24 protein-coding genes are annotated in these 24,819 nt (G+C 71.7%); 13 read left to right on the forward strand and 11 right to left on the reverse strand.

The window, feature by feature from the left end; all coding sequences use genetic code 11:
* Positions 1–68 precede the first annotated feature (68 nt).
* On the forward strand, positions 69–539 hold the full coding sequence (locus ACK4HH_RS04175) for a hypothetical protein (protein WP_409648567.1): 471 nt from the start codon (positions 69–71) through the stop codon (positions 537–539).
* Between the two features lie 69 nt (positions 540–608).
* On the opposite strand, the gene ACK4HH_RS04180 is transcribed toward ACK4HH_RS04175, so the two are convergent.
* Complete coding sequence (locus ACK4HH_RS04180) at positions 609–3,185, reverse strand: LuxR C-terminal-related transcriptional regulator (RefSeq protein WP_409648569.1); 2,577 nt, start codon at positions 3,183–3,185, stop codon at positions 609–611.
* A 258-nt stretch (positions 3,186–3,443) separates the two neighbouring features.
* Between ACK4HH_RS04180 and ACK4HH_RS04185 the strand changes: the two genes are divergently transcribed.
* From ACK4HH_RS04185 to ACK4HH_RS04210, 6 genes are read left to right on the forward strand one after another with little or no spacing between them, the layout of a single operon-like run.
* A complete protein-coding gene (locus tag ACK4HH_RS04185; protein ID WP_409648571.1) occupies positions 3,444–4,919 on the forward strand; it encodes a DUF6421 family protein in 1,476 nt (491 codons plus the stop codon).
* Entirely contained in the window at positions 4,916–5,575 is a 660-nt protein-coding gene (locus ACK4HH_RS04190) for an SDR family NAD(P)-dependent oxidoreductase (protein WP_409648573.1), read from the forward strand. The genes ACK4HH_RS04185 and ACK4HH_RS04190 overlap by 4 nt, the downstream gene beginning before the upstream one ends.
* A gap of 4 nt (positions 5,576–5,579) precedes the next feature.
* Entirely contained in the window at positions 5,580–6,653 is a 1,074-nt protein-coding gene (locus tag ACK4HH_RS04195) for a threonine aldolase family protein (RefSeq protein WP_409648575.1), read from the forward strand.
* Positions 6,654–6,697: 44 nt separating this feature from the next.
* A complete protein-coding gene (locus ACK4HH_RS04200) occupies positions 6,698–7,078 on the forward strand; it encodes a PGPGW domain-containing protein (RefSeq protein WP_409648577.1) in 381 nt (126 codons plus the stop codon).
* Positions 7,079–7,088: 10 nt separating this feature from the next.
* Positions 7,089–8,078, forward strand: coding sequence for an LLM class F420-dependent oxidoreductase (locus tag ACK4HH_RS04205; protein ID WP_409648579.1), 990 nt, complete (start codon positions 7,089–7,091; stop codon positions 8,076–8,078).
* Positions 8,079–8,121: 43 nt separating this feature from the next.
* A complete protein-coding gene (locus ACK4HH_RS04210) occupies positions 8,122–8,787 on the forward strand; it encodes a LysE family transporter (protein ID WP_409648581.1) in 666 nt (221 codons plus the stop codon).
* Between the two features lie 15 nt (positions 8,788–8,802).
* On the opposite strand, the gene ACK4HH_RS04215 is transcribed toward ACK4HH_RS04210, so the two are convergent.
* Positions 8,803–10,956 (reverse strand): ATP-dependent Clp protease ATP-binding subunit, encoded by a 2,154-nt coding sequence (locus ACK4HH_RS04215; protein WP_409648583.1) that lies wholly within the window; start codon positions 10,954–10,956, stop codon positions 8,803–8,805.
* A gap of 172 nt (positions 10,957–11,128) precedes the next feature.
* Between ACK4HH_RS04215 and ACK4HH_RS04220 the strand changes: the two genes are divergently transcribed.
* Positions 11,129–11,779 (forward strand): NADPH-dependent F420 reductase, encoded by a 651-nt coding sequence (locus tag ACK4HH_RS04220; protein ID WP_409648585.1) that lies wholly within the window; start codon positions 11,129–11,131, stop codon positions 11,777–11,779.
* A 15-nt stretch (positions 11,780–11,794) separates the two neighbouring features.
* On the opposite strand, the gene ACK4HH_RS04225 is transcribed toward ACK4HH_RS04220, so the two are convergent.
* Both ACK4HH_RS04225 and ACK4HH_RS04230 read right to left on the reverse strand, forming a co-directional pair.
* Positions 11,795–12,916 (reverse strand): class I SAM-dependent methyltransferase, encoded by a 1,122-nt coding sequence (locus tag ACK4HH_RS04225; protein ID WP_409648587.1) that lies wholly within the window; start codon positions 12,914–12,916, stop codon positions 11,795–11,797.
* A gap of 32 nt (positions 12,917–12,948) precedes the next feature.
* Positions 12,949–13,317: a response regulator transcription factor gene (locus ACK4HH_RS04230; protein ID WP_409648589.1), complete on the reverse strand. Its 369-nt coding sequence runs from the start codon at positions 13,315–13,317 to the stop codon at positions 12,949–12,951.
* Positions 13,318–13,361: 44 nt separating this feature from the next.
* Between ACK4HH_RS04230 and ACK4HH_RS04235 the strand changes: the two genes are divergently transcribed.
* Positions 13,362–15,380 carry an ATP-binding protein gene (locus ACK4HH_RS04235; RefSeq protein ID WP_409648591.1) on the forward strand — a complete coding sequence of 673 codons (2,019 nt, stop codon included), beginning with the start codon at positions 13,362–13,364 and terminating at the stop codon, positions 15,378–15,380.
* Here the strand turns inward: ACK4HH_RS04235 and ACK4HH_RS04240 are convergent.
* Genes ACK4HH_RS04240 through dnaK form a run of 4 tightly spaced genes read right to left on the reverse strand, consistent with a single transcriptional unit; the run spans position 15,377 to position 19,285 of the window.
* Positions 15,377–15,793, reverse strand: coding sequence for a heat shock protein transcriptional repressor HspR (locus ACK4HH_RS04240; RefSeq protein WP_409648593.1), 417 nt, complete (start codon positions 15,791–15,793; stop codon positions 15,377–15,379). The two genes, ACK4HH_RS04235 and ACK4HH_RS04240, sit on opposite strands and share 4 nt — an antisense overlap.
* Positions 15,794–15,826: 33 nt before the next feature.
* The gene (locus tag ACK4HH_RS04245) at positions 15,827–16,798 is read right to left on the reverse strand and encodes a DnaJ C-terminal domain-containing protein (RefSeq protein WP_409648595.1); all 972 of its coding nucleotides are present in this window, start codon (positions 16,796–16,798) and stop codon (positions 15,827–15,829) included.
* Between the two features lie 7 nt (positions 16,799–16,805).
* Positions 16,806–17,411 carry a nucleotide exchange factor GrpE gene (locus ACK4HH_RS04250; protein ID WP_409648597.1) on the reverse strand — a complete coding sequence of 202 codons (606 nt, stop codon included), beginning with the start codon at positions 17,409–17,411 and terminating at the stop codon, positions 16,806–16,808.
* A 2-nt stretch (positions 17,412–17,413) separates the two neighbouring features.
* Positions 17,414–19,285 carry a molecular chaperone DnaK gene (dnaK, locus tag ACK4HH_RS04255; protein ID WP_409648599.1) on the reverse strand — a complete coding sequence of 624 codons (1,872 nt, stop codon included), beginning with the start codon at positions 19,283–19,285 and terminating at the stop codon, positions 17,414–17,416.
* Between the two features lie 218 nt (positions 19,286–19,503).
* On the opposite strand from dnaK, the gene ACK4HH_RS04260 reads away from it, so the two are divergent.
* On the forward strand, positions 19,504–20,892 hold the full coding sequence (locus ACK4HH_RS04260) for an MFS transporter (RefSeq protein ID WP_409648601.1): 1,389 nt from the start codon (positions 19,504–19,506) through the stop codon (positions 20,890–20,892).
* Positions 20,893–20,896: 4 nt separating this feature from the next.
* On the opposite strand, the gene ACK4HH_RS04265 is transcribed toward ACK4HH_RS04260, so the two are convergent.
* The 3 genes from ACK4HH_RS04265 to ACK4HH_RS04275 form a co-directional block, all read right to left on the reverse strand.
* On the reverse strand, positions 20,897–22,180 hold the full coding sequence (locus ACK4HH_RS04265; RefSeq protein ID WP_409648603.1) for an ATP-binding protein: 1,284 nt from the start codon (positions 22,178–22,180) through the stop codon (positions 20,897–20,899).
* Between the two features lie 86 nt (positions 22,181–22,266).
* A complete protein-coding gene (locus ACK4HH_RS04270) occupies positions 22,267–22,470 on the reverse strand; it encodes a hypothetical protein (RefSeq protein WP_409648605.1) in 204 nt (67 codons plus the stop codon).
* A gap of 76 nt (positions 22,471–22,546) precedes the next feature.
* The gene (locus ACK4HH_RS04275) at positions 22,547–23,041 is read right to left on the reverse strand and encodes a MarR family winged helix-turn-helix transcriptional regulator (protein WP_409648607.1); all 495 of its coding nucleotides are present in this window, start codon (positions 23,039–23,041) and stop codon (positions 22,547–22,549) included.
* 125 nt (positions 23,042–23,166) lie between these two features.
* Between ACK4HH_RS04275 and ACK4HH_RS04280 the strand changes: the two genes are divergently transcribed.
* Genes ACK4HH_RS04280 through ACK4HH_RS04290 form a run of 3 tightly spaced genes read left to right on the forward strand, consistent with a single transcriptional unit; the run spans position 23,167 to position 24,817 of the window.
* The gene (locus ACK4HH_RS04280; protein WP_409648609.1) at positions 23,167–23,523 is read left to right on the forward strand and encodes a hypothetical protein; all 357 of its coding nucleotides are present in this window, start codon (positions 23,167–23,169) and stop codon (positions 23,521–23,523) included.
* Entirely contained in the window at positions 23,520–24,317 is a 798-nt protein-coding gene (locus ACK4HH_RS04285; protein WP_409648611.1) for an isocitrate lyase/phosphoenolpyruvate mutase family protein, read from the forward strand. The genes ACK4HH_RS04280 and ACK4HH_RS04285 overlap by 4 nt, the downstream gene beginning before the upstream one ends.
* A complete protein-coding gene (locus tag ACK4HH_RS04290; RefSeq protein ID WP_409648612.1) occupies positions 24,314–24,817 on the forward strand; it encodes a hypothetical protein in 504 nt (167 codons plus the stop codon). Before ACK4HH_RS04285 ends, ACK4HH_RS04290 begins: the two co-directional genes overlap by 4 nt.
* Positions 24,818–24,819 lie beyond the last annotated feature (2 nt).

The following is a 24,819-nucleotide window of genomic DNA, read 5'->3' on the forward strand; positions in this document are numbered from 1 at the left end:
TACTCATGGAATCGCGCGCGCGACAGGAGCACACTGGAGGCACAGCATCCCGACGACTGGAGTTCGCCATGCGCCGCACCGTTCCCGCCATCACCGTTCTGAGCCTGGGCCTCGCCCTGACCCTGAGCGGCTGCTTCGCCAACCCGCTCGACCAGCTCACCGAAGGCCTCGTCGAGGGCGGCGTCGAGCAGATCATCGAGGACCAGACCGGGGTCGACGTCGATGTCGACGGCACGGGCGCGAGCCTGCCCGACAGCTGGCCCGCCGACGTGCCGACGGTCGGCGGCACCGTGCAGTTCTCCGCCGCCACGGCGGACATCTACACCGCCGCGATCGAGACCCCGAGCGTCGCAGCCGGAGAGGCCGCGTACACCGACCTGCTCGACGCGGGATTCACGCAGGTCGCCGAGTTCCAGGTGAGCGATGACGCCTCGTCGCGAACGTTCGAGAACGCCACCTGGACGGTGAACGTCGTCGTCGCCGCGAATGCCGACGGCACGGGCCAGGTGCAGTACACGATCACGCCGATCACGCAGTAGCGCCGGTCGCTCCACTCACGAGCGCCGAGCGCTCCACCGACCCGGGGGCGCGGGCGACGACGACACCCGTCAGAGTCGCCCGCGCAGCTCGTTCTCGAGCTCGGCCCGGCCGCTGATGCCGAGCTTGCGGTAGACGCTCGCGAGGTGGTTGTCGACGGTGCGCACCGAGACCCCGAGCCGATCGGCGATCTCGCGGCTGCGCTCGCGCCGTGCGGCCGCCTGGGCGATGACCCACTCGCGCTCGGTGAGTCCCGTCTCGACGCGCGCCGACCGCGCGGTGCGCACGGGAACGATCGTGAGCCCCAGTTCGGCGGCGCGCACGCGCGCCCGGCGCTCGAGCATGCGATCATCGCCCGCCCACGCCGCGGCGCGCTCGAGCACCGCGTGCGCGGTCGCCACCAGGCCCGCACGCTCGAGGTCGGGCGCGAGGGCGACGATCGCGCTCGCGTCGCGCTCGGTCGCGGCATCGGCGAGCGCCGCCACGGCCGTGACGAGAGGCGATCCGGATGCGGAGGCCGCCGCCGCGAGCGGCCCGCGCACCTCGGCCGTCGCCTCGAGCCGCACCGCCACCGATGCCGTGAGGGCGGCGAGCAGCAGGTGACCGAGCTCGACGCCGCGCGCGACCGCGGGAGCCAGGATGCCGGCGGCCCGCTCGGGCTCGTCGGCGACGACGGCGAGCCACGCCTCGGCCTCGGCCGCCTGCAGCACGACCTTCACGTCGTCGCGGTGGGCGGGCTGCAGCGCGTCGAGCAGGGCGCGCGCGGCCTCGACGTCGCCGAGCTGGGCGTGCACGGTCGCTGCGAGGGCGATCGCCGGGCCGACGAGGCCCGTGAAGTCGCGCCAGCGCAGCTGCTCGATCGCGAGCAGGGCCAGCGGCAGGGCGTCGCGCGAGCGGCCCGCGTGCAGGTGCACGAGTGCGAGGGCGTACGACCAGACGCCCGCCGAGTCGGCGAACGGCTGCAGTCGGCGCTGCTCGGCGTGCTCACGCGCCTCGGCGATGCGGCCCTCGGCGACGAGCACGAGAAACGCCGAGAGGTCGAGCAGTCCGCCCGCGAACGGTTGCACGGCCGCGAAGCGGTCGGCGAGCGGTCGGCCGGCCTCGACGGCTTGCCGCGCCTCGTCGACACGGCCGGCCATCGTCGCCATCATGGCCATGCCGATCGCCGCGTTGAGGGCGGCGGCCGAGTCGGCCTCGGCCTGCGCGACGAGGGGGGTGTCGAGCGCGCTCGCGTCACCGGCCATGAGCCGCCACTTGGCGAGGTCGGGCGCGAGCAGGCGGCTCGCGTCACCGAGCTCGGGCAGCAGCGCGAGGGCGCGCTGCGCGGCGCGTGCGGGGTCGTGCTCGCGCAGGGCGGTGTGCTGCCCCCAGCGCACCTCGACGCGAGCGCGCGATTCGGCATCGGGCGCGAGCGCGGCGGCGTGGGCGAACGCCTCGTCGACGCCGACGGGGTCACCACCCAGAGCGCTCAAGGCGCTCGCGCGCACGAGCGCGGCGTGAGCATCCGGTGCCTCGGCGAGCGCGCGCTCGGCGGCCTGCACGGCGCGCTCGTGGTCGCCCGCGCGGTGCGCGTACTCGGCCGCCCACACGAGATCGGCCGTCGTGAGCTCGCCCCCGCCGTCGCTCAGCAGGCACAGGGCGGTGAAGCGCAGCGGCTCGTCGCCGAGGGCCAGCAGCCGCTCGGCGGCCGATCGACGGCGCTCGGCGCGCTCGTCGGCGCGCAATCCGGCGAGCAGCGCCTCGGCGTAGACGGGGTGGGCCAGGTGCAGGTACCCGGCGTCGACCGGCTCGGCGGGCACGAGCACGCCCGCGTCGATCAGGTCGCTCACGATCGCGCTCTCGGCGGGCCGCGTCGCGGCGAGGGGCCACGGCTGCGCCACCGCGACGAGTTCGGCCACCCGGCGCTCGTCGGGCCGCAGGTCGGCCAGTCGCCCCGCGACGGTCTCGAGCACCTGGGCGGGCAGCCGCACCGCGTCGATCTCGATGCCGTAGGGGCCGGGGCGCACACGGTCGCCGCGCTGGGCCGCGAGCGTGAGCTCGCGCAAGAAGAGGGGGTTGCCCGCGGTGACGCCGTGCAGGCGCTGCAGCGACTCCGGCCGCGGGTCGGCCCCGAGGTGTCGCCGCAGCACCGTGCGGGTCTCGTCGAGCGAGAGGCCGGGCAGCTCGGTAACCGTGAGCAGGTCTTCGTGCAGCAGCCGCGCGACCGCGCCCGTCAGCGGGTGCTCGTCTCGCGCCGTCAGCAGCGTGGGCACGGCGAACACGCGCACGAGCTGGTAGAGCGCGGCGGCCGAGGCGGGGTCAAGCAGCGGGGCGTCGTCGATGACAAGCAGGTACGCGTCAGCGTGCCGGCCCACGAGCGCCACGAGCTCGCTCAGGCGCGTCGCCACATCGTCGTGCTCGCCGATGCTCGATGAGGCGAGCAGCGGCGCGAGGGCTCCGAGCGGCACATCGCGCAGCTCGTCAAGGGCCACGACGGGCACGATCGTGCGGCCTCGCGCGGCGAGCGCCGCCGAGACGCCCGCGGCGAGGGTGGTCTTGCCGACGCCGCTCGGGCCTCGCAGCAGCTGCGATCGCGCGGGGGTGCGGGTGAGCCCCTCGACGAGCGCGTCGAGCACGGCCGCGCGCGCCACGATCGGCCACGTCCCCATCCCGCGTCTCCTCGCGTGCGCACCGTCGTCGAGGCGGGGCGAGCAGTGCCCGGCTCCCGCTCGGTCACGCTAACACGCGCCGCCGCACGCGGCCTCAGGCGGGCATCCTGCGCCCCATCGGGGTCGCGGCACCGAATGCGCGCGCGATTTCGGGCGTCTGCGCACGTTTCGTGCGTCAATCACAACCACGTGCGGCGATCTCGTGCCTAGGCTCGACAGAGAACGCGCCCGCTCGAGCACGACGAAGGAGGGAACCCCATGACCGACACCACTGCCACGCGCAGCAGCACCATCATCGGAGAGCCCGAGGTCGTCGAAGACGTCCGCGCCGCGGGGCGACCGGATGCCGCACTCACGAGCGCGCAGATCGTCGCCGACCCCGCCTGGTCGCGCCTCAAGCGCGCCGCCGAGGCCGTGCGCCCGCTGCAGGTGCACGACGGCAGCATCCCCGAGTCGGATCACCACGCCGAGGCCGCACGCCACATCGCCGAGATCGCGAGCGCGCTGCGGCACTTCGCCCCGCTGATCCCCCACGACACCGCGTACCTCGAGGCCTGCGCGGCCGATTTCGAGCGCTGGGCTGCCGGCGGTTTCGCCGTGCCCGACTTCTACGACGCGCTCGACGCCTTCCGCCCGGCCGATCAGCGCCGCGACGGCGTGGCCCACCTCGTCGTCTTCCCGATGTACACGCAGAACGGCTCGGCCGACCGCCTTCTCGAGGCTGTCGTGTTCGACGTCATCTGGCCCGACTTCATCGCCGAGCTCGAGGCGAGCGCCTACGGCAACGCCCTGTACCTCGGCCTGCGCTTCGTCGACTTCACGCCCGGCTACGACACCAACTCGGCCGTGCTCTTTCCTGAATCGGTGGCCGTCACCCCCCGCGTGCCCGCGGGGGCGCCCGAGGGCACCGCGGCGCAGCTGCCGGTGTTCACGTGGGGCGCGATCTTCGCCGACCGCGAAGCCGCGCGCTACCGCCGGGTCGTGCGCGCCGCCGCCGAGATCACGAAGCTCGACCTTCCCGCCGACGCCCTCGAGCTGCTCGACGACCAGCAGCTCGCCGAGCGCACCTTCGTGATGTGGGACATGATCCACGACCGGGCGCACATGCGCGGCGACCTGCCGTTCGACCCGTTCATGATCAAGCAGCGCATGCCGTTCTTCCTCTACACGCTCGAAGAGCTGCGCTGCGACCTCACGGCCTTCCGCGAGGCGGTCGCGCTCTGGCGCGCCGAGGGCACCGACGAGGTGACGCGCCGCCACGCGCGCCTCGTGCAGTACGCCGTCATCTTCGACCGCATCTTCCGCTTCGCCATCACGGGCACGCGCGTGCGCAACTACGACGGCGTCGGCGGCCAGCTGCTCTTCGCGTGGATGCACCAGAGGGGCGTGCTGCACTGGACCGACACCCAGCTCACGATCGACTGGGATGCCGTGCCCGACGTCGTCGTGGCGCTCTCTGATGCCATCAACGAGCTCTACTGGGCCTCGATCGACCGGCCCAAGGCGGTGCACTGGCTCAGGGCCTACGAGCTCGTCTCGAGCACGCTCACCCCGCACCCCGCCTCGGTGTGGGCGCGCGGCCTGAGCGACGAGGTGCTCGCGGGCCCGCTCAAGGGCTACACCGATCTCGTGCTCGACGACGAGTTTCCGCTCTCGATGTTCTACGAGGCCCTCAGCAAGAAGATGACGCAGGTCATCGAGTCGACCGCGGGCATCACGGGCGCCTCGGCGTGAGCGGGGTGACCGACCGCACCGTCGTCGTGGCGGGCGCGGGCGGCGTGGGCGGCCGCGCCGTGTGCGCGGCCCTCACGGCCGCCGGTGCGCACGTCGTCGCCGTGGGCTCGCGCGCCGAGTCGCTGACCGACGTGGATGCGGCCGAGACGGCGGTCGTCGACCTCGCCGACCCGGCCGCGGTCGGCACGTGGGCGGCCTCGCTGCGCGACCGCCGGCCGAGCATCGACGGCCTGCTGCACCTGGTGGGCGGGTGGCGCGGCGGCTCAGCCCCCGACGACTTCGACTGGCTCGAGCGCCGCGTGCTCACGACCCTGCGAGTCGCCAGCCGCGAGCTGCGCGACGACCTCGGCGCGTCGAGCGCGGGGCGCCTGGCGATCGTGAGCTCCGCATCCGTCGCCCAGCCGACGTGGGGCATGGCCAACTACGTGACCCTCAAATCGGCGGCCGAGACCTGGGTGCAGGCGCTCGCGAGCGGCTGGCGCACGAAAGGCACCCCGTCGGCGGCCGTGACCTTCGTGGTCGGAGCGCTCGACGAGCCCGGCGCCGTCGACGACCTCGCGGCCGCGTGCGCCGCCCTGTGGTCGGTCGACCACGAGCAGCTCAACGGCGCGCTCGTCGAACTGCGCCGCGACGACGACGCCGGCACAGGAGAATGAGCACGTGACCCGAATCCACGACACCACCCGCCGCGGCTTCGCGAGCGACAACTACGCCGGCGTGCACCCCGAAGTGCTCGCCGCCCTCGCCGAGGCCAACGGCGGCCACCAGATCGCCTACGGCGAAGACCAGTACACGGCCCGCCTCGCCGAGGTCGTGAAGGCCGAGTTCGGCCAGCAGGCCGAGGTCTTCCCCGTCTTCAACGGCACGGGCGCCAACGTGCTCGCGCTCACGGCGCTCATGCCGCGCTGGGGCGCCGTCATCGCGAGCGGCACGGCGCACATCCACACCGACGAGGGCGGCGCGCCCGAGCGTGTGAGCGGCCTCAAGCTCTTCACCGTGCCGACCCCCGACGGCAAGCTCACCCCCGAGCTCGTCGACACCGAGGCCTTCGGCTGGGGCGACGAGCACCGCGCGCAGCCGCTCGCCGTGAGCATCACGAACACCACCGAGGTCGGCACGGTCTACACGCCCGACGAGGTGCGCGCCCTCGCCGACCACGCGCACGCGCGCGGCATGGCCCTTCACCTCGACGGCGCCCGGGTCTGGAACGCCGCCGCCGCGCTCGGCACGAGCCTGCGCGCCTTCACGGCCGACGCCGGCGTCGACATCCTCTCGCTCGGCGGCACCAAGAACGGCCTGATGGGCGCCGAGGCGATCGTCGTGCTCGACCCCACGCGCGTCGACGGCCTCGTCTATCTGCGCAAGATGAACATGCAGCTCGCGAGCAAGATGCGCTTCATCTCGGCGCAGCTGCTGACGCTCTTCGACGAGGGGCTCGGCATCCGCTCGGCCGCCCACGCCAACGCCATGGCGGCGCGCCTGCGCGCGGGCCTCGAGGGGATGCTCGCCGACGGCTCGGTGCCCGCCGGGTCGCTCGGCTTCAGCCAGACCACGCAGGCCAACGCCGTGTTCGCACTCCTGGCGAACGACGCCGCCGACAGGATCCGCGAGCGCGTGCGGTTCTACGACTGGGACCGCGCCCGCGGCGAGGTGCGCTGGATGTGCGCCTTCGACACGACCGAGGCCGACATCGACGCCTTTCTGCAGGTCGTGCGCGAAGAGCTCACCCGGTAGCGGGTTCTGAGTCGCCTCCAAGCTGCGACGATCAGGCTGGAGGGGTGAGCAGCCCCGACCCGCGCATCCTGCAGCCCGGCGACCCCGGGTACGAGGCCGCGGGCGCCGCACCGCGCATCACGAAGCCGCGCTCGGCGGCGGCCTCGGCCCGCGAGGCGATCCGCCGCCGGCCGACGCTCGAGAAGGCCTACCGCACAGGCGTGAAGGTCGTCGGCGGCACGACCGTCGGCCTCGGCGTCGTGCTCATGCCGCTGCCCGGGCCGGGCACCCTCATCGCGCTCGGGGGCCTCGCCATTCTCGGCACCGAGAGCGAGCGGGCGAAGCGGCTCAACCGGCAGGGGGTCGAGCTCGCCAAGCGCGCCGGCGCCGCCGCGAAGGCGGCGAAGGCAAAGCACGACGCCCGGAAGGCCGGTCCGCAGGCGTAGCGTGGAGTCCATGCGATTCGGACTCTTCATTCCCCAGGGCTGGCGCCACGACCTCGTCGACATCGAGCCGACCGAGCAGTGGGCGGTGATGAAGCGCCTCGCGCTGCACGCCGACGCCGGCCGGTGGGAGTCGATCTGGGTCTACGACCACTTCCACACCGTGCCGGTGCCGAGCGACGAGGCGACGCACGAGGCCTGGAGTCTCATGTCGGCCTTCGGCGCCGTCACCGAGCGCGTGCGGCTCGGCCAGATGTGCACGTGCATGGGCTACCGCAACCCTGCCTACCTCGCGAAGGTCGCCGCCACCGTCGACCACGTGTCGGGCGGCCGCGTCGAGATGGGCATCGGCGGAGGCTGGTACGAGCACGAGTGGCGCGCCTACGGCTACGGGTTCCCCGAGATCGGCGACCGCCTGCGCGCGCTCGACGAGGGCGTGCAGATCATGCGGCAGGCCTGGTCGCAGGGCACGGCGACCCTCGACGGCCGCTACTTTCAGGTCGACGGCGCGATCGTTCGACCGCTGCCCGTGCAGACGGCGGGCATCCCGCTCTGGATCGCCGGCGGCGGCGAGAAGGTAACGCTGCGCATCGCCGCGCAGTACGGCCAGTACACGAACTTCGGCGGCAGCCCCGAAGAGTTCGCGGCCAAGAGCGAGATCCTGCGCGGGCACTGCGAGCGGCTCGGCACGAGCTTCGAGGCGATCACGCGCTCGTCGAACTACAACACGGTCATCGGCCGCGACGAGTCCGAGGTGGCCGACCGCATCGCCGCGATCGAGGCGCGGCTGACGCGGTTCATCGGCGCCGAGCGCGCGACGAAGGCCGTCGCCGACCTGCGCAACGGCGCGGGGCTCGCGGGCACGCCCGAGCAGATCATCGAGCGGCTGCAGGGCATGCAGTCGCTCGGCATGACCTACGCGATCACTTACTTCGCCGAGGCCGCCTACGACACGAGCGGCATCGAGCTGTTCGAGAACGAGGTCATGCCGGCGCTGTTGTAGTCTCGTCGGTCCGGCCTGCGGGCCGCCGATCGAGAGGAGCACCGTGCTCGACGCACTCGTCGCGGGCGTCATCGCCGGCTACGCCATCGCCGTGCCCGTGGGCGCGATCGCCGCCCTGCTCATCACGCTCGGTGCCCAGCACGGGGCGCGCATCGCGGCGGGCGGGGCGTTCGGCGCCGCGACGGTCGACGGCCTCTACGCGACGATCGCCGTCACCGCCGGCGCCGTCATCGCGCCGCTCATCGCGCAGGTCGAAGAACCCCTGCGCTGGATCTCGGTCGCCGTGCTGCTCGTGCTCGGCGTCGTGCTCGCCCTGCCGGGCCTGCGCCCGCGCACCGCGCCCGTCGAGGCGGCCTCTCTCGACGGCGATTCGGGCGGGGCGGATGCTGCGCCTGCGCCGCGCGTGCGCACCACGACCTTCCGCCGCCTGTTCGTGACGGTCGGCGCGCTCACGCTCGTCAACCCCGTGACGGTCGTCTACTTCGCGGCGCTCGTCGGCAGCTCGACCCTCGCGGTCGACGCCGGCGCCGCGGCGCGCACGGTCTTCGTGCTCGCGGCCTTCGCCGCCTCGCTCAGCTGGCAGCTGCTTCTGACGACAGCGGGCTCGCTCGTCGGGCGGGTGCTCACTGGCCCGACGGGGGCGCGCGTCACCGCGCTCGTCGGCGGCGCGCTCGTGATCGGGCTCGCGGTGAGCGCGGCTCTCGGCTAAGTGCCCGGCGCGCCGCTAGTCGACCGCCATGCGCTCGACGACGAGGTCGTCGCGCCCCGGCGACACGTCGACCCGCACGACGTCGCCGTCGCTGATCGCGCCCGAGAGGATGGCGCGGGCGAGCGCGTCGTCGATCTCGTGCTGCATGAGCCGGCGCAGCGGCCGCGCGCCGTACACGGGGTCGTAGCCGCGCTCGGCGAGCCAGGTGCGGGCATCCGGCGTCACCGCCAGCTGCAGGCGTCGCTCGGCGAGGCGGCGCTCGAGGCGGTCGATCTGCAGCGAGACGATCTGGCCGAGGTCGTCGGTCGACAATGGCGAGAACACGACGATGTCGTCGAGCCGGTTGACGAACTCGGGCTTGAAGGCCTGGCGCACGATGTCGTTGACGCCCGCGACCTTGGCCGCCCAGTCGAGGGCCGGGTCAATGAGCAGCTGCGAGCCGAGGTTCGAGGTGAGAATGAGGATCGTGTTGCGAAAGTCGACCGTGCGGCCTTGGCCGTCGGTGAGGCGACCGTCGTCGAGCACCTGCAGCAGCAGGTCGAAGACCTCGGGGTGCGCCTTCTCGACCTCGTCGAGCAGGATCACCGAGTAGGGGCGGCGACGCACGGCCTCGGTCAGCTGCCCGCCCTGCTCGTAGCCGACGTAGCCGGGAGGGGCGCCGATGAGCCGCGAGACGCTGAACTTCTCGCCGTACTCGCTCATGTCGATGCGCACCATCGACTTCTCGTCGTCGAAGAGGTAGTCGGCGAGGGCCTTCGCGAGCTCGGTCTTGCCGACGCCGGTCGGGCCGAGGAAGAGGAACGAGCCGGTCGGGCGATCGGGGTCGCTGATGCCCGCGCGCGTGCGCCGCACCGCCTCGCTCACCGCGGCGACCGCGTCTTTCTGGCCGATGATGCGCTTGCCCAGCTCGGCCTCGAGCGTCAGCAGCTTCTCGGTCTCGCCCTGCGTGAGCTTGTCGACGGGGATGCCCGTCCACGCCGCGACGACCGCCGCGATGTCGTCGTCGGTCACCTGGTCGTTGACCATGCGCGGGCCGCTCTCGACGCTCTCGGCCTCGGCGAGCTGGCGTTCGATGCCCGGGATGATCTCGTAGTTGAGCTTCGAGGCCTGCTGGTACGCGCCCTCGCGCATGGCGCGGTCGAGCGCGATGCGCGCGTCGTTGAGGCGCGTCTTGAGCTCGCCGACGGCGGTCAGCCCCGACTTCTCGATGCTCCAGCGCTGCTGCAGGGCATCCCGCTGCGCGGTCTTCTCTTTCAGCTCATCGCGCAGTTTCGCGAGTCGCGCCTTCGAGGCCTCGTCTTTCTCCTTCTTGAGCGCGAGCTCTTCGATCTCGAGCCGGGTCACGGCGCGCTTGAGCTCGTCGAGCTCGACGGGGCTCGACTCGATCTCCATCTTGAGGCGGCTCGCGGCCTCGTCGACGAGGTCGATGGCCTTGTCGGGCAGCTGCCGGCTAGTGATGTAGCGATTGCTGAGGGATGCCGCGGCCACGAGAGCGCTGTCGGCGATCGCGACCTTGTGGTGCGCCTCGTAGCGCTCTTTCAGGCCGCGCAAGATGGCGACGGTGTCTTCGACCGTCGGCTCGCCCACGAAGACCTGCTGGAATCGGCGCTCGAGCGCGGCGTCTTTCTCGATGTACTCGCGGTACTCGTTGAGGGTCGTGGCCCCGATCATGCGCAGCTCGCCGCGGGCCAGCATGGGCTTGAGCATGTTGGCGGCCGCGACCGAGCCATCGCCGCCGCCCGCGCCCATGAGCGTGTGCAGCTCGTCGATGAAGGTGATGACCTGGCCGTTCGACTCGTCGATCTCTTTCAGCACGGCCTTGAGCCGCTCTTCGAACTCGCCCCGGTACTTCGCGCCCGCCACGAGTGCGGCCAGGTCGAGGCCGACGAGCTGCTTGTCCTTGAGCGAGTCGGGCACATCGCCCGCGACGATGCGCTGCGCGAGACCCTCGACGACGGCGGTCTTGCCGACGCCGGGCTCGCCGATGAGCACGGGGTTGTTCTTCGTGCGGCGGCTGAGCACCTGGCTGACGCGGCGGATCTCGGCGTCGCGGCCGATGACGGGGTCGAGCTTGCCCGAGCGGGCGATCTCGGTGAGGTTGACGCCGTACTGCTCGAGGGCAGACTTCTGCTGCTCCTGACTGGAGGGGGCGCCCTGCATGTTGGCCATCGTGTGCTCTCCTGAGACGTGAGTGACGACAAACCTGAGTCGTGACGACTCAAGTTTACGACGCGGCGCGCCGTCGCGCCAGATGAGCAGGCGCGAACGCCTGCGCTCGTGGCGAACGCTACCCGCACGTTCTCGGGGGAATACCGAGCGAACGGGGCCGCTTGAGACGGGCATGACCTCTGCGATCGGCATCATCGGCTCGGGCAACATCGGCAGCGCGCTCGCGCGCGCGTTCACGGCGGCGGGGCACCCCGTCGTCATCGCCAACTCGCGCGGCCCGGCCTCGCTCGCCGCGCTTGCGGCCGAGCTCGGCGAGCTCGCCACCGCGGGCACCGTCGAGCAGGCGGCGCAGGCCGGCGACCTCGTCGTCGTGACGATTCCCCTCGGTGCCGTCACGAGCATCCCGAGCACGCTGCTCGACGGGCGCATCGTCATCGACACGAACAACTACTACCCCGCGCGCGATGGGCACATCGCCGAGCTCGACGACGAGAGCCTCACGACGGCCGAGTACGTCGCGCGGCATCTCGCCGGCGCCACGGTTGTGAAGGCCTTCACCCACATTCCCGCGCTGCACATCGCCGAGCACGCGCAGGCGGCGAGCACACCCGATCGCCGCGCGCTCATGGTCTACAGCGACGACGCGGCGGCCGCCGAGCGCGTGAGCGCGCTCATCGACGAGATCGGCTTCGACGCGGTCGCCGGCGGCGCACTCGCCGAGAGCTGGCGCATCCAGCGCGACACCCCCGGCTACGGCCCGCGCTTCACCGCGAGCGAGCTCGTCGCGAAGCTCGCGCAGGCCGTGCGATACCGCGACCAGTAGCGAGACGCAGCGTGCTCAGCGTCGGCGCGATGCCGTGACCGTGAACTTCGCCGTGCGCGCGACCTGGCGGGTGGGCCCCACGGCGCGCTCGAGCGCGGGCGCGTAGGCGAGGTGGCTGTTCCACACCGCCCACAGTTCGCCGCCGGGCCGCAGCACGCGACCGGCCTCGTTGAACAGCCGCCGGGCGATGCCCGTGTGCACGGCGGCCCCCACGTGGAACGGCGGGTTGAGCACGATGAGATCGGCGCTGGCCGCCTGCTGGCGCGCGAGGCCGTCGTCGTGCACGGTCTCGACGTGCACGCCGTTCGCGGCCGCCGTGAGCGCCGCGCTCTGAACCGCCACGGCCGAGACATCGCTCGCGATCACGCGGGCGCCGGGCTCGCGCCGGGCCAGGTACGCCGCGAGCACGCCCGAGCCGCACGCCAGATCGATCGCGGTCGCGAAGGCGGGCATATCCTCGGCGGCGTCGAGCAGGGCGCGCGTGCCGATATCGAGGGATGCGCCGGCGAACACCCCCGGCACGGCCACGATGTGCAGCTCGTGCTGGGGGTCGTACCCGCGGGCAGGCGCCGCGGGCGCGAGTCGGCGCGGCCCCCGCGCCGTGAGCAGGCGCGCTTTGCCGCGCGCGAGCGAGACGTCGACCTGCTGCCAGCTCGCGCGCAACACATCGTTCTGGGCGGGCGTCATGTGCTTGAGCATGTTGCCCGCGATGAGCACGGCGTCAGGATGCGCGTGCGCGGCGAGGTGCCGCGCCACCGCATCGAGCCGGTCGAGCGAGCGCGGCAGGCGCAGCAGCGCGAGCGCAGCATCCGGCGTCATCACGGTCTCGAGGGGGTGCTGCTCGACCGCGGCGAGGCCCGCGTCGACGGCGTTCGCCTCGAGCGCGCGCTGCGCGACGAGCGAATCCTGGTGCACCCGCACGCCCCCCACCCCGAGCGCGAGCGCACCGAGCGCGAGGGCGCCGTGCGTGTCGTCGATGACGACAACGGACGGCGCCGCGGCCAGAAACGGGGCCGCGGAGTCGAGCAGGTATCGATCGGCGGCGTCCCACGCGCGCAGCTCGGGCGCCTCGAGGTCGGGGCGGCGGCGCAGGCCCGCCAGCAGCGCATCGAGCGCGGCGTTCTCGACAGCGGTCACGCCCGTCACCCTAGTGCGGCCGGGGTGGTTGATCAGGCGCGGTCGAGCAGTTCTGCGACTCGCTGCTGCAGCTCGCCGGGTCGGAACGGCTTGATCACGAACTCGTCAACCCCCGCCTCGTAAGCGGCAGCGAGGTCCGATTCCTGCGCCCGCGCCGTCAGCATGAGCACGCGCGTCGTGCCCGCATCAGGATGCGCGCGCAGCGCCGCGCACACCTCGACCCCGCTCAATCCGGGCATCATCCAGTCGACCACGAGCAGGTCGGGGCGCTCATCAAGGGCGAGGCGCAGAGCATCGGTGCCGTTGTCGGCGGTGACGATCTCGTGCCCGTCGCGGGCGAGTCGGCGCTCGACGAGCAGCAGGATGTCTGGCTCATCCTCAGCGATCAGAATCCGTGCCATGTCGGCAACCCCAATTTCCCCTTGCGAGGGTTATTGTCGGCCGTGTGAGGCCCCTTCGTCAACGCGACCTGCAGCAGGAGGACGCCGCGCTGCTCGGCGCCGTCGGCCTCGTGCAGCGCTCGCGCGAGCTCGGGCGGCCCGCCTACCTCGCCCTTATCGGGGGACTCGCGCTGCTCACCTTCGCGCTGGGCTTCGTCGCGCTGTACCTGACCCCGACGGGCGGTACGGCCGCCATCTGGTGGCCCGCCGCGGGCTCGAGCGCCCTGCTCGCCCTCGTCTACCGCGGACCCCGCTGGCAGGTGCTCGTGATCGTCGGGGCGATGGCCGCGCTCTCGAACCTCGTGATCGGTCGACCGCTCGAGTTCGCCGGGTGGGCCGTGGTCGTCGTCGTCTTCGAGCTCGTCGTCTTCCTCACGGTGCTCGGGCCGCAAGGGCGATCGGCGATGCTTTCGACCACGCGCGGGCTCGTGCGGTTCATCGCGGCGAGCGCTGCCGCGGCGAGCGTCGTCGGCCTCATCGGCATGGCCTCGTTCGCCCTGCTCGTCGGTGCCGACCCGCTCGCGAGCTTCGCGGCGCTCGTGCCCTCGCACCTCTCGGCGCTGCTGCTGATCGTGCCCCTCGCGCTCGTGCCGCTGCCGAAGCCGCCGCGCGGGCAGCAGGTCGAGCTCGTTGTGCAGCTCGTGTTGACGACCCTCGTGACGCTCACGGTGTTCGCGCCGTTCCAGAACGAGGCGATCGGCGCCCTGCTGTTCCCCTTCTTCGGCTGGGCCGCCGTACGATTCGTGCCGATCGTCGCCACGATCGAGCTCGTGCTGCTCGGGGCCATCGGCTCGGTGCTGACGGTGCTCGGCGGCGGGCCCTACGCCACGCCCGATCCGGGCGTCTCACCCACCCTGCTCGTGCAGGTGTACCTGCTCTCGATCGCCCTCACCGTGCAGTTTCTCACCGTCGTGCGCAGCGAGCGGGCCGAACTGCGGGCCGAGAACGAGCGACGCGCCACGATGCTGAGGGGCGGGTTCGTCGGCTCGCAGGTGGGCTCGATGTTCGTTCGCGCGGTGCCCGGCGCGAGCCCGAGCATCCTCGAGATCAACGACGTCGCGGCCGAGCTCGTCGACGCCTCGTGGTTCGACCCGCTCATCGAGGCCTGGGTCGCAAGCGGCGTCGACGATCTCACGACCGAGGTGCTCGTCGGCGACGACCGCACGGTGCAGGTGCACGGCCGGCGCGTGCCGACGGCCGACGGCGACTCGGTGCTCGGCCTGCAGCTCGTCGACATCAGCAACTTCGTGGCCGCGCAGCGCGCGATGGCCGACGCGGTCGAGCGCGAGCGCACGGTCGCCGACGAGATGCGGGCGCTCTCGCAGCAGAAAGACGATTTCGTCTCGGCCGTGAGCCACGAGCTGCGCACGCCCATCACGAGCATCGTCGGCTTCGCCGAAGAATTGCACGAGACCGCGGCCCACGAGCAGCGCCAGGCCTCTGAGATCATTCTGCGCAACGCAATGCGCCTCACCGAGATGGTCGAAGAGCTGCTCGAGCTCGGCCGCATGACCGCGCCCAACCCCGTGCGCGAGTCGAGCGCCATCGACCTCACGACGATCGTCGGCGATGCCGTCGCCGATCAGGCGGCCACCGCGCGCGATGGCAGGGTCACCGTCGAGACCGAGCTGTGCCCCACACCGACCCCCGTCATGGGCAACGCCAACGCGCTCGGCCGCATCGCCACCAACCTGCTCGCCAACGCGATCAAGTTCACGCCTGCCGAGGGGCTCGTGCGGGTGACGACGATGTGCGAGGGCGGCACGGTGCGGCTCGTGATCGACGACTCGGGCCCCGGCATCAGCGACGAAGACCACCCGCGGGTCTTCGAGCGCTTCTTTCGCAGCGCCGACGCCTCGAAGCGCCAGACACCCGGCACGGGGCTCGGGCTCTCGATCGTCAAATCGCTCGTCGAGCTGCTCGAGGGGCAAATCGTGATCGAGCGCTCACCGCTCGGCGGGGCCCGGCTGACAGTCACGCTGCCGCGCGCGGCCGACGCCGTCGTCGCGACGACCGCGGGCTAGCCGCGGCGCAGCGGTCGCCAGACGACGAGCTGGTTCGACTTCTGCGCGCGCGTCCCAGCCTTGATCGACACGACCTCGCCCTCGACGCCCGCGGCGAATACCCGTCGACCGGGGCGCGCGAGTAGCTCGTCGGCGAGCGCCGCTTCGAGCTCGTGCACGCGGGCCCGCAGCGCGACCACCTCGTTCTCGAGCTCGAGAATGCGGCGGATGCCCTCGAGGTTGAGCCCCTCGGCGCTCAGCCGCGCGATCTCGCGCAGCTGCACGACGTCGCGCATCGAGTAGCGGCGGCTCTGGCCCGCCGTGCGCGTGGGCGAGACGAGCCCCAGCCGGTCGTACTGCCGCAGGGTCTGCGGGTGCATGCCCGCGAGTTCGGCGGCCACGGCGATCGCGAAGATCGGGCTGTGCTCGTCCATGACCGTCATTGTGCCCCGATCACCGTGTCTTCGTCACGCGCGCGCCCGAGCGATGAGCTCGTCGCGCGGGTTCTCGGGCGGCAGCGCCGCGGCAAACTGCTCGAGGCGCTTCACCGCCTCGGCCGAGAGGTGCGAGGGCACGGCCACCTGCACGGTCGCGAGCAGGTCGCCCGTGCCCTTCGGAGTCGTGAGTCCGCGCCCCTTGACGCGCAGCACGCGCCCGCTCGGCGTGCCGGCTGCAACCCGCAGCTTGACGGGCTCGCCGCCGAGCGTCGGCACCTCGATCGTGGCACCGAGGGCCGCCTCGACGAACGTGACGGGAACATCCACTCGCAGATTGAGCCCGTCGCGACTGAACACCGGATGCGGGCGCACCTGCACCGTCAGCACCAGATCGCCGGCCTCGCCGCCGTCGCGACTCGGCTCGCCCTTGCCGCGCAAGCGGATCTTCTGACCGTCGGCGACCCCGGCCGGGATCTTCACCTGGATGGGTTTTCCCCCGCCAGGACGCTCGAGGGTCACGGTGTCGCCGTGCACGGCCGTCGTGAACTCGAGGCCGACCGAGGCGGCGTGATCGCGGCCCTTTGTGGGGCCGCCGTATCGGCGCCCGCCGGGCGCCTGGCCGGGCGCGCCGTTGCCGAAGAGCCCGCCGAAGATGTCGTCGAAGCCGCCCGGAGCGGTGCGCCTGCCGCCCGCACCGCCGCCGAACATGCCGCCGAAGACGTCGTCGAAGCCGCCTGGAGCACCGCCCGCGGTGAACCGCGCGCCCGATCCCATCGCGCGGATCTGGTCGTACTCGGCCCGCTGCGCGGGGTCGCTCAGCACCGAGTGCGCTTCGCTGATCTCTTTGAAGCGCGCCTCGGCCGCCGCGTTGCCCGGGTTCGAGTCGGGGTGGTACTGCCGAGCGAGTTTGCGGTACGCCTTCTTGAGCTCAGCATCCGTCACCGTCTTCGTCACGCCGAGGACGGCGTAGAAGTCCTTATCGAACCAGTCCTGGCTGGCCATGGATCACCTAGCCCTGAGGAACGGAGACGGCCACCTTCGCCGGCCGCACGAGTCGGTCGCCGAGGGCGTAGCCGCCTTCGATGACGTCGGCCACGGTCTGCGTGGTCGCCTCGGCGCTCGGCAGCTGCACGATCGCCTCGTGCACCGCCGGGTCGAAGGGCTCGCCGACCACGCCGACGGCCCGCAGGCCGTAGCGCTCGAAGGCCTGCCGCAGCTTCTGCGCGACGAGCTCGAGGGGGCTGCCCTCGAGGTCGCCGTGCGCCGCCGCCCGATCGAGGTCGTCGATGGCGGGCAGCAGCGAGCGGATGACCTCGGCGATGACCGCCTCGCGGTTCGCGGCGCGGTCGCGCTCGACGCGCGTGCGAAAGTTCGCCAACTCGGCCTCGGCGCGGGCGGCGCGATCGCGGTACTCCTCGATCTCGCGCTGCCCGGCCTCGCTGAGGATGTGGTCGATGTCGGCGTCGAGCGAGTTGCCGCTCTCTGACACCTCGACATCGGCGTCCTCGGCCGCGATCAGGTCGTCGACCGACTCCGCGTCGGTCGGCGCACCGTCTTCGGCGAGCGGCTCATCGGGCTCGTACGGCTCGTCGCCGTCGCGCTTCTTGGCCGCCATGACTACTTCGCGTCCTTGCCGTCGGCCGGCTTGTCATCCTCATCGTCGACGATCTCGGCGTCGACCACGTCCTCGTCGTTGGCGACGGGGGTCTCCTGGTCCTCCGAGGGCGTCGGCTCCATCTGCGAGGCCGCGTAGATGGCCTCACCGAGCTTCGACTGCGAGGCGTTGAGGGTGTCGAACGCCGTCTTCACGGCCGCGTCGTCGTCACCGGCGAGCGCGGTCTTGAGCGCATCCACATCGGCCTGCACCTCGCCCTTGACGTCGTCGGGCAGCTTGTCGTCGTTCTCCTTGATGAGCTTCTCAATCGAGTAGACGAGCTGCTCGGAGTTGTTGCGCACCTCGGCCTTCTCGCGACGCTCCTTGTCTTCGGCAGCGTGCTCTTCGGCCTCGCGCACCATGCGCTCGATGTCCTCCTTCGCGAGCGACGAGCCACCCGTGATGGTCATCGACTGCTCCTTGCCGGTGCCCTTGTCTTTCGCGCTCACGTGCACGATGCCGTTGGCGTCGATGTCGAAGGTGACCTCGATCTGCGGGATGCCCCGCGGAGCGGGAGCGATGCCCGTCAGCTCGAACGTGCCGAGGTTCTTGTTGTCGCGCGTGAACTCGCGCTCGCCCTGGAAGACCTGGATCGCGACCGAAGGCTGGTTGTCGTCGGCCGTCGTGAAGGTCTCGCTGCGCTTGGTGGGGATCGCCGTGTTGCGCTCGATGAGCTTCGTCATGATGCCGCCCTTGGTCTCGATGCCGAGGCTCAGGGGGGTCACGTCGATGAGCAGAACGTCTTTGCGCTCGCCCTTCAGCACGCCGGCCTGCAGGGCCGCGCCGACGGCGACGACCTCGTCCGGGTTGACGCCCTTGTTGGGCTCCTGGCCACCCGTGAGCTTCTTGACGAGCTCGGTCACCGCAGGCATGCGGGTCGAGCCGCCGACGAGCACGACGTGCGCGATGTCGCCCACCTTGACGCCGGCCTCGCGGATCACGTCTTCGAAGGGCTTCTTCGTGCGGTCGAGCAGGTCGCTCGTGAGCTCTTCGAACTTGGCGCGCGTGAGGGTCTCGTCGAGGTTGGCGGGGCCGTTCTCGGTGAGCGAGAGGTACGGCAGCTGGATGTTGGTGCTCGTCGAGCTCGAGAGCTCTTTCTTCGCTTGCTCCGCGGCCTCCTTGAGGCGCTGCTTGGCGATCTTGTCGTTGCTGACGTCGACGCCCGTGGTCTCTTTGAAGCGCTGGATGAGGTAGCTGACGACACGGCCGTCCCAGTCGTCGCCGCCGAGGCGGTTGTCGCCCGCCGTCGAGCGCACCTGGATGGTGCTGAAGTCGTCGTCTTTGCCTACTTCGAGCAGGCTGACGTCGAAGGTACCGCCACCGAGGTCGAAGACGAGGATGAGCTCGTCCTCCTTGCCCTTGTCGAGGCCGTAGGCCAGGGCGGCCGCGGTGGGCTCGTTGATGATGCGCAGCACGTTGAGGCCCGCGATCTCGCCGGCCTCCTTCGTGGCCTGGCGCTCGGCGTCGTTGAAGTAGGCGGGCACCGTGATGACGGCGTCGGTGACGCTCTCGCCCAGGTACTGCTCAGCATCCCGCTTCAGCTTGGCGAGAATGCGCGCGCTGATCTCTTGCGGGGTGTACTTCTTGTCGTCGATCTCCTGCTTCCAGTCGGTGCCCATGTGGCGCTTGACGCTCGCGATGGTGCGGTCGACGTTGGTGACGGCCTGGCGCTTCGCGGTCTCGCCGACGAGCACTTCACCGTCTTTCGTGAAGGCCACGACCGACGGGGTCGTGCGGAAGCCCTCCGCGTTGGCGATGACGGTGGGTTCTCCACCCTCGAGAACAGAGACGACGGAGTTGGTGGTTCCGAGGTCGATGCCGACGGCACGAGCCATGGTGGTGCTCCTTCTGGATCAGTACTGCGAAGTCTGCAGCCGCGAAAGGTTGAGTCGCGATGTATCAAGTTTGAGATTCGGGATGCCCGCTGTCAAGTCGAGCGGCGCAAACCTGCGTCGCTCTGGCTCAACTCTCAGCCTCGCCCGCCCGGCGGCCGCACGAAACCGACGCCGTTTCGCGCTACCTGCCGTTTACCCCCGCGGGGTAGCGTGAGCGCATGACAGAGAAGTCCACCGATAAGTCGATCCCGGTCACCGCCAACACGGGGGCCGTGGGGGTCATGGGGCTCGACCTGCAAGAGGGCATCGAGGTGCCCCGCAAGCGGGTCTTCGCGTGGGCCTTCTGGGACTGGGCCACGCAGCCGTTCAACACCGTGCTGCTGACCTTCGTGTGGGTGCCGAGCTTTCTCACGAGCACCTTCTTCGTCGATCCGTCGATCGTCGGCACCGACGGCGAAGAAGCCGCGCTCGGTCAGCTCGCGAGCAACCTCGGCTACGGCATCACGATCGCCGGCTTGCTCATCGCGCTGCTCGCCCCTGTCATGGGCCAGCGCGCCGACCGCGCCGGGCGGCAGAAGCTGCAGCTCTTCATCTTCACGGCGCTGCTCGTCGTCGCCCAGCTCGGGCTCGTGGTCGTGCAGCCCGGCGCCGAATGGTTCTGGATGGGCGTCGCGCTCATCGCCGTCGGCAGCGTCTTCGGCGAGATCGCGGGCGTCAACTACAACGCCTTGCTCATATCGGTCTCGACCCCGAAGACCATCGGCAAGGTCTCGGGCCTCGGCTGGGGCTTCGGCTACCTCGGCGGCATCGTCGCCCTGACGATCGTCGTCGGGCTCATCCTCGGCGGCGTGCTCGACGGCGAGTCGGGCTCGACTTTCCAGCTCATCGCCCTCGGCGCCACGATCTGGACGATCATCTTCGTCATCCCCATCTTCCTCAGCGTTCCCGAGCCGCCCAAGCTCGTCACGGCAGAGAAGGTCGGCTTCTTCCGCAGCTACGTCGAGCTCGTGCGCGGCGTCGTGCGCCTCTACCGCGAGACCCGCCCGACCTTCTGGTTCTTGCTCGCGAGCGCCGTCTACCGCGATGGCCTCTCGGCGGTCTTCACCTTCGGCTCGGTCATCGCCGGCATCGTCTTCGGCTTCGGCTTCACCGACCTCGTCATCTTCGGCATCGCGCTCAACATCGTCGCGGGCATCTCGACGATCCTCGCCGGGCGCCTCGACGACCGGTTCGGACCCAAGCGCGTGATCCTCGTCTCGGTGTTCGGGCTCGTCATCTGCACGCTCATCGTCTTCTTCTTCGCCGACCTCGGCGCGGGGCTCTTCTGGGCGGTCGGCATCGTGCTCGCCGCCTTCGTCGGGCCCGCGCAGGCCGCCTCGCGGTCGTTCCTCGCGCGCGTGACGCCCGCGGGTCGCGAGGGCGAGGTCTTCGGCCTCTACGCGACCACGGGCCGCGCGGCCGGCTGGATGGCCTCGCTGCTGTGGGGCGTCTTCATCGCCGTCGCCGCGAACCAGACGCTCTTCGGAATCCTCGGCATCACGCTCGTGCTGCTCGCGGGCGGCATCATGCTGCTGTTCGTGAAGGCACCGCCGGCCACGGCCTCCTAGCCCGCTAGGTGCGGGCGAGGGCCGCGATGTCCTCGCGAAACTCGCCCGCGACCTCGGCCGACACCGTTGCGCGCGTGCGGGCGATCGCCGTGAGGTAGTCGTCGGTCGAGGGGCCGCGGATGCCTGCACCCGTTGCCCCGAACACCGACTGCTCGAGTGCCGCCTGCGACGCCGAGCGCGCCGCGAACTCGATGTCGGCGGGTGAGTAGCCGTCGCTCGCGGCGACGAGCCGCTCGAGGTCGACCTCGCCCTCGACCGAATCGGGCACGTAGCGCGACCAGATCGCGGCGCGCGCCGCGGCATCCGGCAGCCCGATGGGGATGACGTAGTCGAAGCGGCCGTGGCGCAAGAAGGCGTCGTCGAGGGCGCGGATGAAGTTCGTCGCGCAGATGAGGAGCCGGCCCGGAGCATCCCGGAACGCGGGGATGATCTTGAGCAGCTCGTTCGTGACGCCCTGCATGGCCGAGGGCGGTTCGCCGCCGCGCTGCGCCGCGATCTCTTCGACCTCGTCGATGAAGACGATGACGTGGTCGAGCTCGGCGATCGTCGCGAAGGTCTCGCGCAGCCCGCCCGCGAGGCCCTGCGGCCCGTGCGCGAGCCGCGAGGGGAACACCTCGACGAAGGGCCACTGCAGGCGCGAGGCCACGGCCTTCGCGAAGGTCGTCTTGCCCGTGCCCGGCGGGCCGAAGAGCACGATCGAGCGCGGCGGCTCGACGCCGAACTGCTCGGCGAGCGCCGGGTCGGCGAGCGGCAGCACGAGGCGCCGCTCGAGCAGCTCTTTCTCGGCCTGCATACCCGCGATCGATCCCCACAGGTCGCGGGGCAGGATGCGCCCGCCGAGCTCGCGCAGCGCCGTCAGCTCGCGCTGCTTCACGGGGATCTCGCGCTCGAAGTAGCTGAGGTGCGCGCGGTCGGCGAAGCCGGCTTTCGTGAGCGCGCCGTGCTGCTGCTGCGCGTCGGGCACGAGGATCGACAGGCGCGTCAGGCCCTGCGGCGCCATGCGCTGCTCGAGCGCGGCGAGCAGCGAGCCCGCGATGCCCGCGCCGCGCGCTGCGGCGGTGACGGCGAGAAAGACGATCCAGCCCTGGTCGTGGGCGGCACGGGCCACGACGATGCCAAGCACGGCGTCGTCGTGCACCGCGACGACCGCGTGATCCTTCTCGCACGAGGCGAGAACCTCGGCGAGCGCGTAGACGGGCTCGACGCCCTCGTGGCGCACTTCGTCCCACAGGCGCAGGATCGCATCCATGTCAGAGGGCTGGTAGTCGCGCAGGCGCAGGGTGCTCATGCGGCATCGTCGCAAGCGCGGCCGGGAGAACGGCGCGCCCCGGCTGGGACTCTGCCGCACGCGGGGCGACGGGGTCGGGATGCGCCTCAGCGCGCGGCGCGGCGCCCTCGAGCAGCGGCCGCCGGGCGACGGCCGGGACCGACCGCGACGACGGCGCCGGCCGCCAAGGCGCTGAGCGCCAGCACGAGACCGAGCGCGTGGGCCGTGAGGTCTCCCCCGACGGGCATCATGTCGGCCATCGCCGCCGAGGTCTCGGCGGTCATGGTCGTCAGCAGGGTCAGAGCGGTCATCGCGGGCTCTCCGGTTCGGCGGGCGGGGTCTGCACGGTATTCGGACCGGTCGCGCCGAGCGTTTGCCCGCGGCGGGTCAGCTCGCGCGGCCGCCCGCGACGAAGCGCGCGAGCAGCGCCGCGAACTGCGCCCGCTCGTCGGGGGTGAAGCCGTCGAGCGCACGCTCGACCGCCGCGCGGCGCTCGCGGCGCCGCTCGTCGAGTACAGCGCGCCCGGCGTCGGTGAGGGCGATGACGCTGCGCCGGGCATCCGCCGCATCGGTCGATCGCGTCACGAGGCCCCGCTCGACGCAGTCGGCGACGACGCGGCTCGCGCGCGGCTGGTCGACGCCGATACCGGCCGCGAGCTCGCTCACGCTCGCTCCGTCGCCGAGGCGGTCGAGGGTCGAGAGCAGGCGGTAGCGGGCCATGTTGGCGAAGGGATGCTCGTGCCGGCCGCCCTTCCACCCGAAGGGCCCGTGCTGACCGGGCTGGTGGCTGGCCGTGCCGGGGCGCCCGTTCGATCGGCGCAGCTCGCTCACGGCGCGCTCGATCGCCGCGATGGGGTCGAGGTCGTCGGGCTGGGCATCCACAGATGTCACGGTACAACCATCGTGTTCGCCGTGAGCGGTCAGCCGCCGGTTGTGCGGGGTTGGGAATATATGTATGGTGACATTCGTTGTCACATGACATAGACATTTCCCGAAGGAGAAAACCCATGAAGAACCCCTCAGAACCGACCGGCCGGCCGGCGTTCGACGCTGAATCGATGAACCCTCGTCGCTGGATGCGCATCGCCGCCTGGCGCAAGCGCGCCCTGGCGCACGAGTACTACCGCGGCCTCGACGACGCCGCCCGCGAGGGCATCAGCGACGAGGACTACGCCACGACCATGGCGACGCTCGAGCGCATGGCCCGCAACCTGGGCTGGAACGAGAGCCAGGGCATGCCCGGTGGGAGCCCGGGTCACGGTCGCTGGCCCGGCCGCGGGCACCACCGCGGTCACCACGGACACCACGGACACCACGGCCGATGCGGCGAACGCCACAGCGATCGTGAGACCGTAGAGGCATGACCTCTACCGCCGAGAAGGCCGCCGCGCTCTCCGCCCTGCACGTCGCGGGCGATCCCCTGGTCGTCGTGAACGTGTGGGACGCCATGACGGCCCGCATCGTCGCCCGCACCCCCGGGGTGCGCGCGCTCGCGACCGCGAGCCACTCGGTGGCCTTCTCGCTCGGCGTCGACGACGGCGAGGGCATGTCGGTCGACATGGCCCTCGCCGCCGCCGCGCGCATCACCGCCTCGACCGAGCTGCCCGTGAGCGTCGACTTCGAGCGCGGCTACGCGCCCGACGCGGCGGGGGTGCGCCAGAACGTCGCACGCCTCATCGAGGCGGGCGCAGCCGGTCTCAACATTGAGGACTCCCTCGCGGGTGCGACGAGCGCGCGCCGCCCCCTCGCCGAGGCCGCCGAGCGCGTCGCCGCCGTGCGGGCCGCGGCCGATGCAGCCGGGGTTCCACTCGCGATCAACGCGCGCACCGACACGCTCGCCGGCTCGCCCGACAACTGGAGCGAGGCGATCGACCGCGCGAACGCCTACGCCGACGCGGGCGCCACGAGCATCTTCATGCTCGGCCTGCGCACCGATCAGATGGTGGCGGATGCTGTGGCCGCCGTTCGGGCGCCGATCGCGGTCTTCGCGCATCCCGGGTACATTTCCCTCGCCCGGCTTGCCGAGCTCGGCGTCGGCCGCATCTCGTTCGGCCCCCAGATCCTCGGCCTCACGCTGCACCACCTCGCCGAGGCCACCGCGCAGCTGACCGCACGCGGCGAGTACCCCGCCGAGCTCGGCTACCGGTACGAGCTGTGAGCCTCGGCCCCTCTGACATCGGCGACGACGACCTCGATCCCGACCGCTCGGCACCCGGCTGGCAGCCGCTGCTCGAGCGCCCCGGCTACGAGCAGTGGTGGGACGGCGCCGCATGGCAGGGTCGCCCGCACCGCGAGCCCGACCCCTTCTCGGCCTTCGGACCCGAGCTCGCCCGCAGCATGCGCCCCGGGCCGAACCGCGCCGCCGCCTTCGCGTGCGCAGGAACCGGATTCACCCTGGCCGGCTTCGTGGTGCAGACGGTCGTCGCGACCGGCGCGGTGAGCATCCCCGGCATCGATGCGACCGCGCTCACGCTCGGCTCGCTCGCCCTCGCGGCCGTCATCGCCGCGCTCACGGCCCTCGCCGCCCTTCTCGCGCTGCGCGCCGCCCCGCGGCTCGGGGGCCGCGCGATCGCAACGCTCGCGCTCGGCGTCAGCGTCGTTCTCGGCCTCGCGCCGGTGCTGCTGCTCGTCGCGATCGGGCTCGCCGGCGGACTGTAGTG

Origin of the sequence: Microcella sp., from assembly GCF_046296455.1 — a bacterium.
GTDB lineage: Bacteria > Actinomycetota > Actinomycetes > Actinomycetales > Microbacteriaceae > Microcella.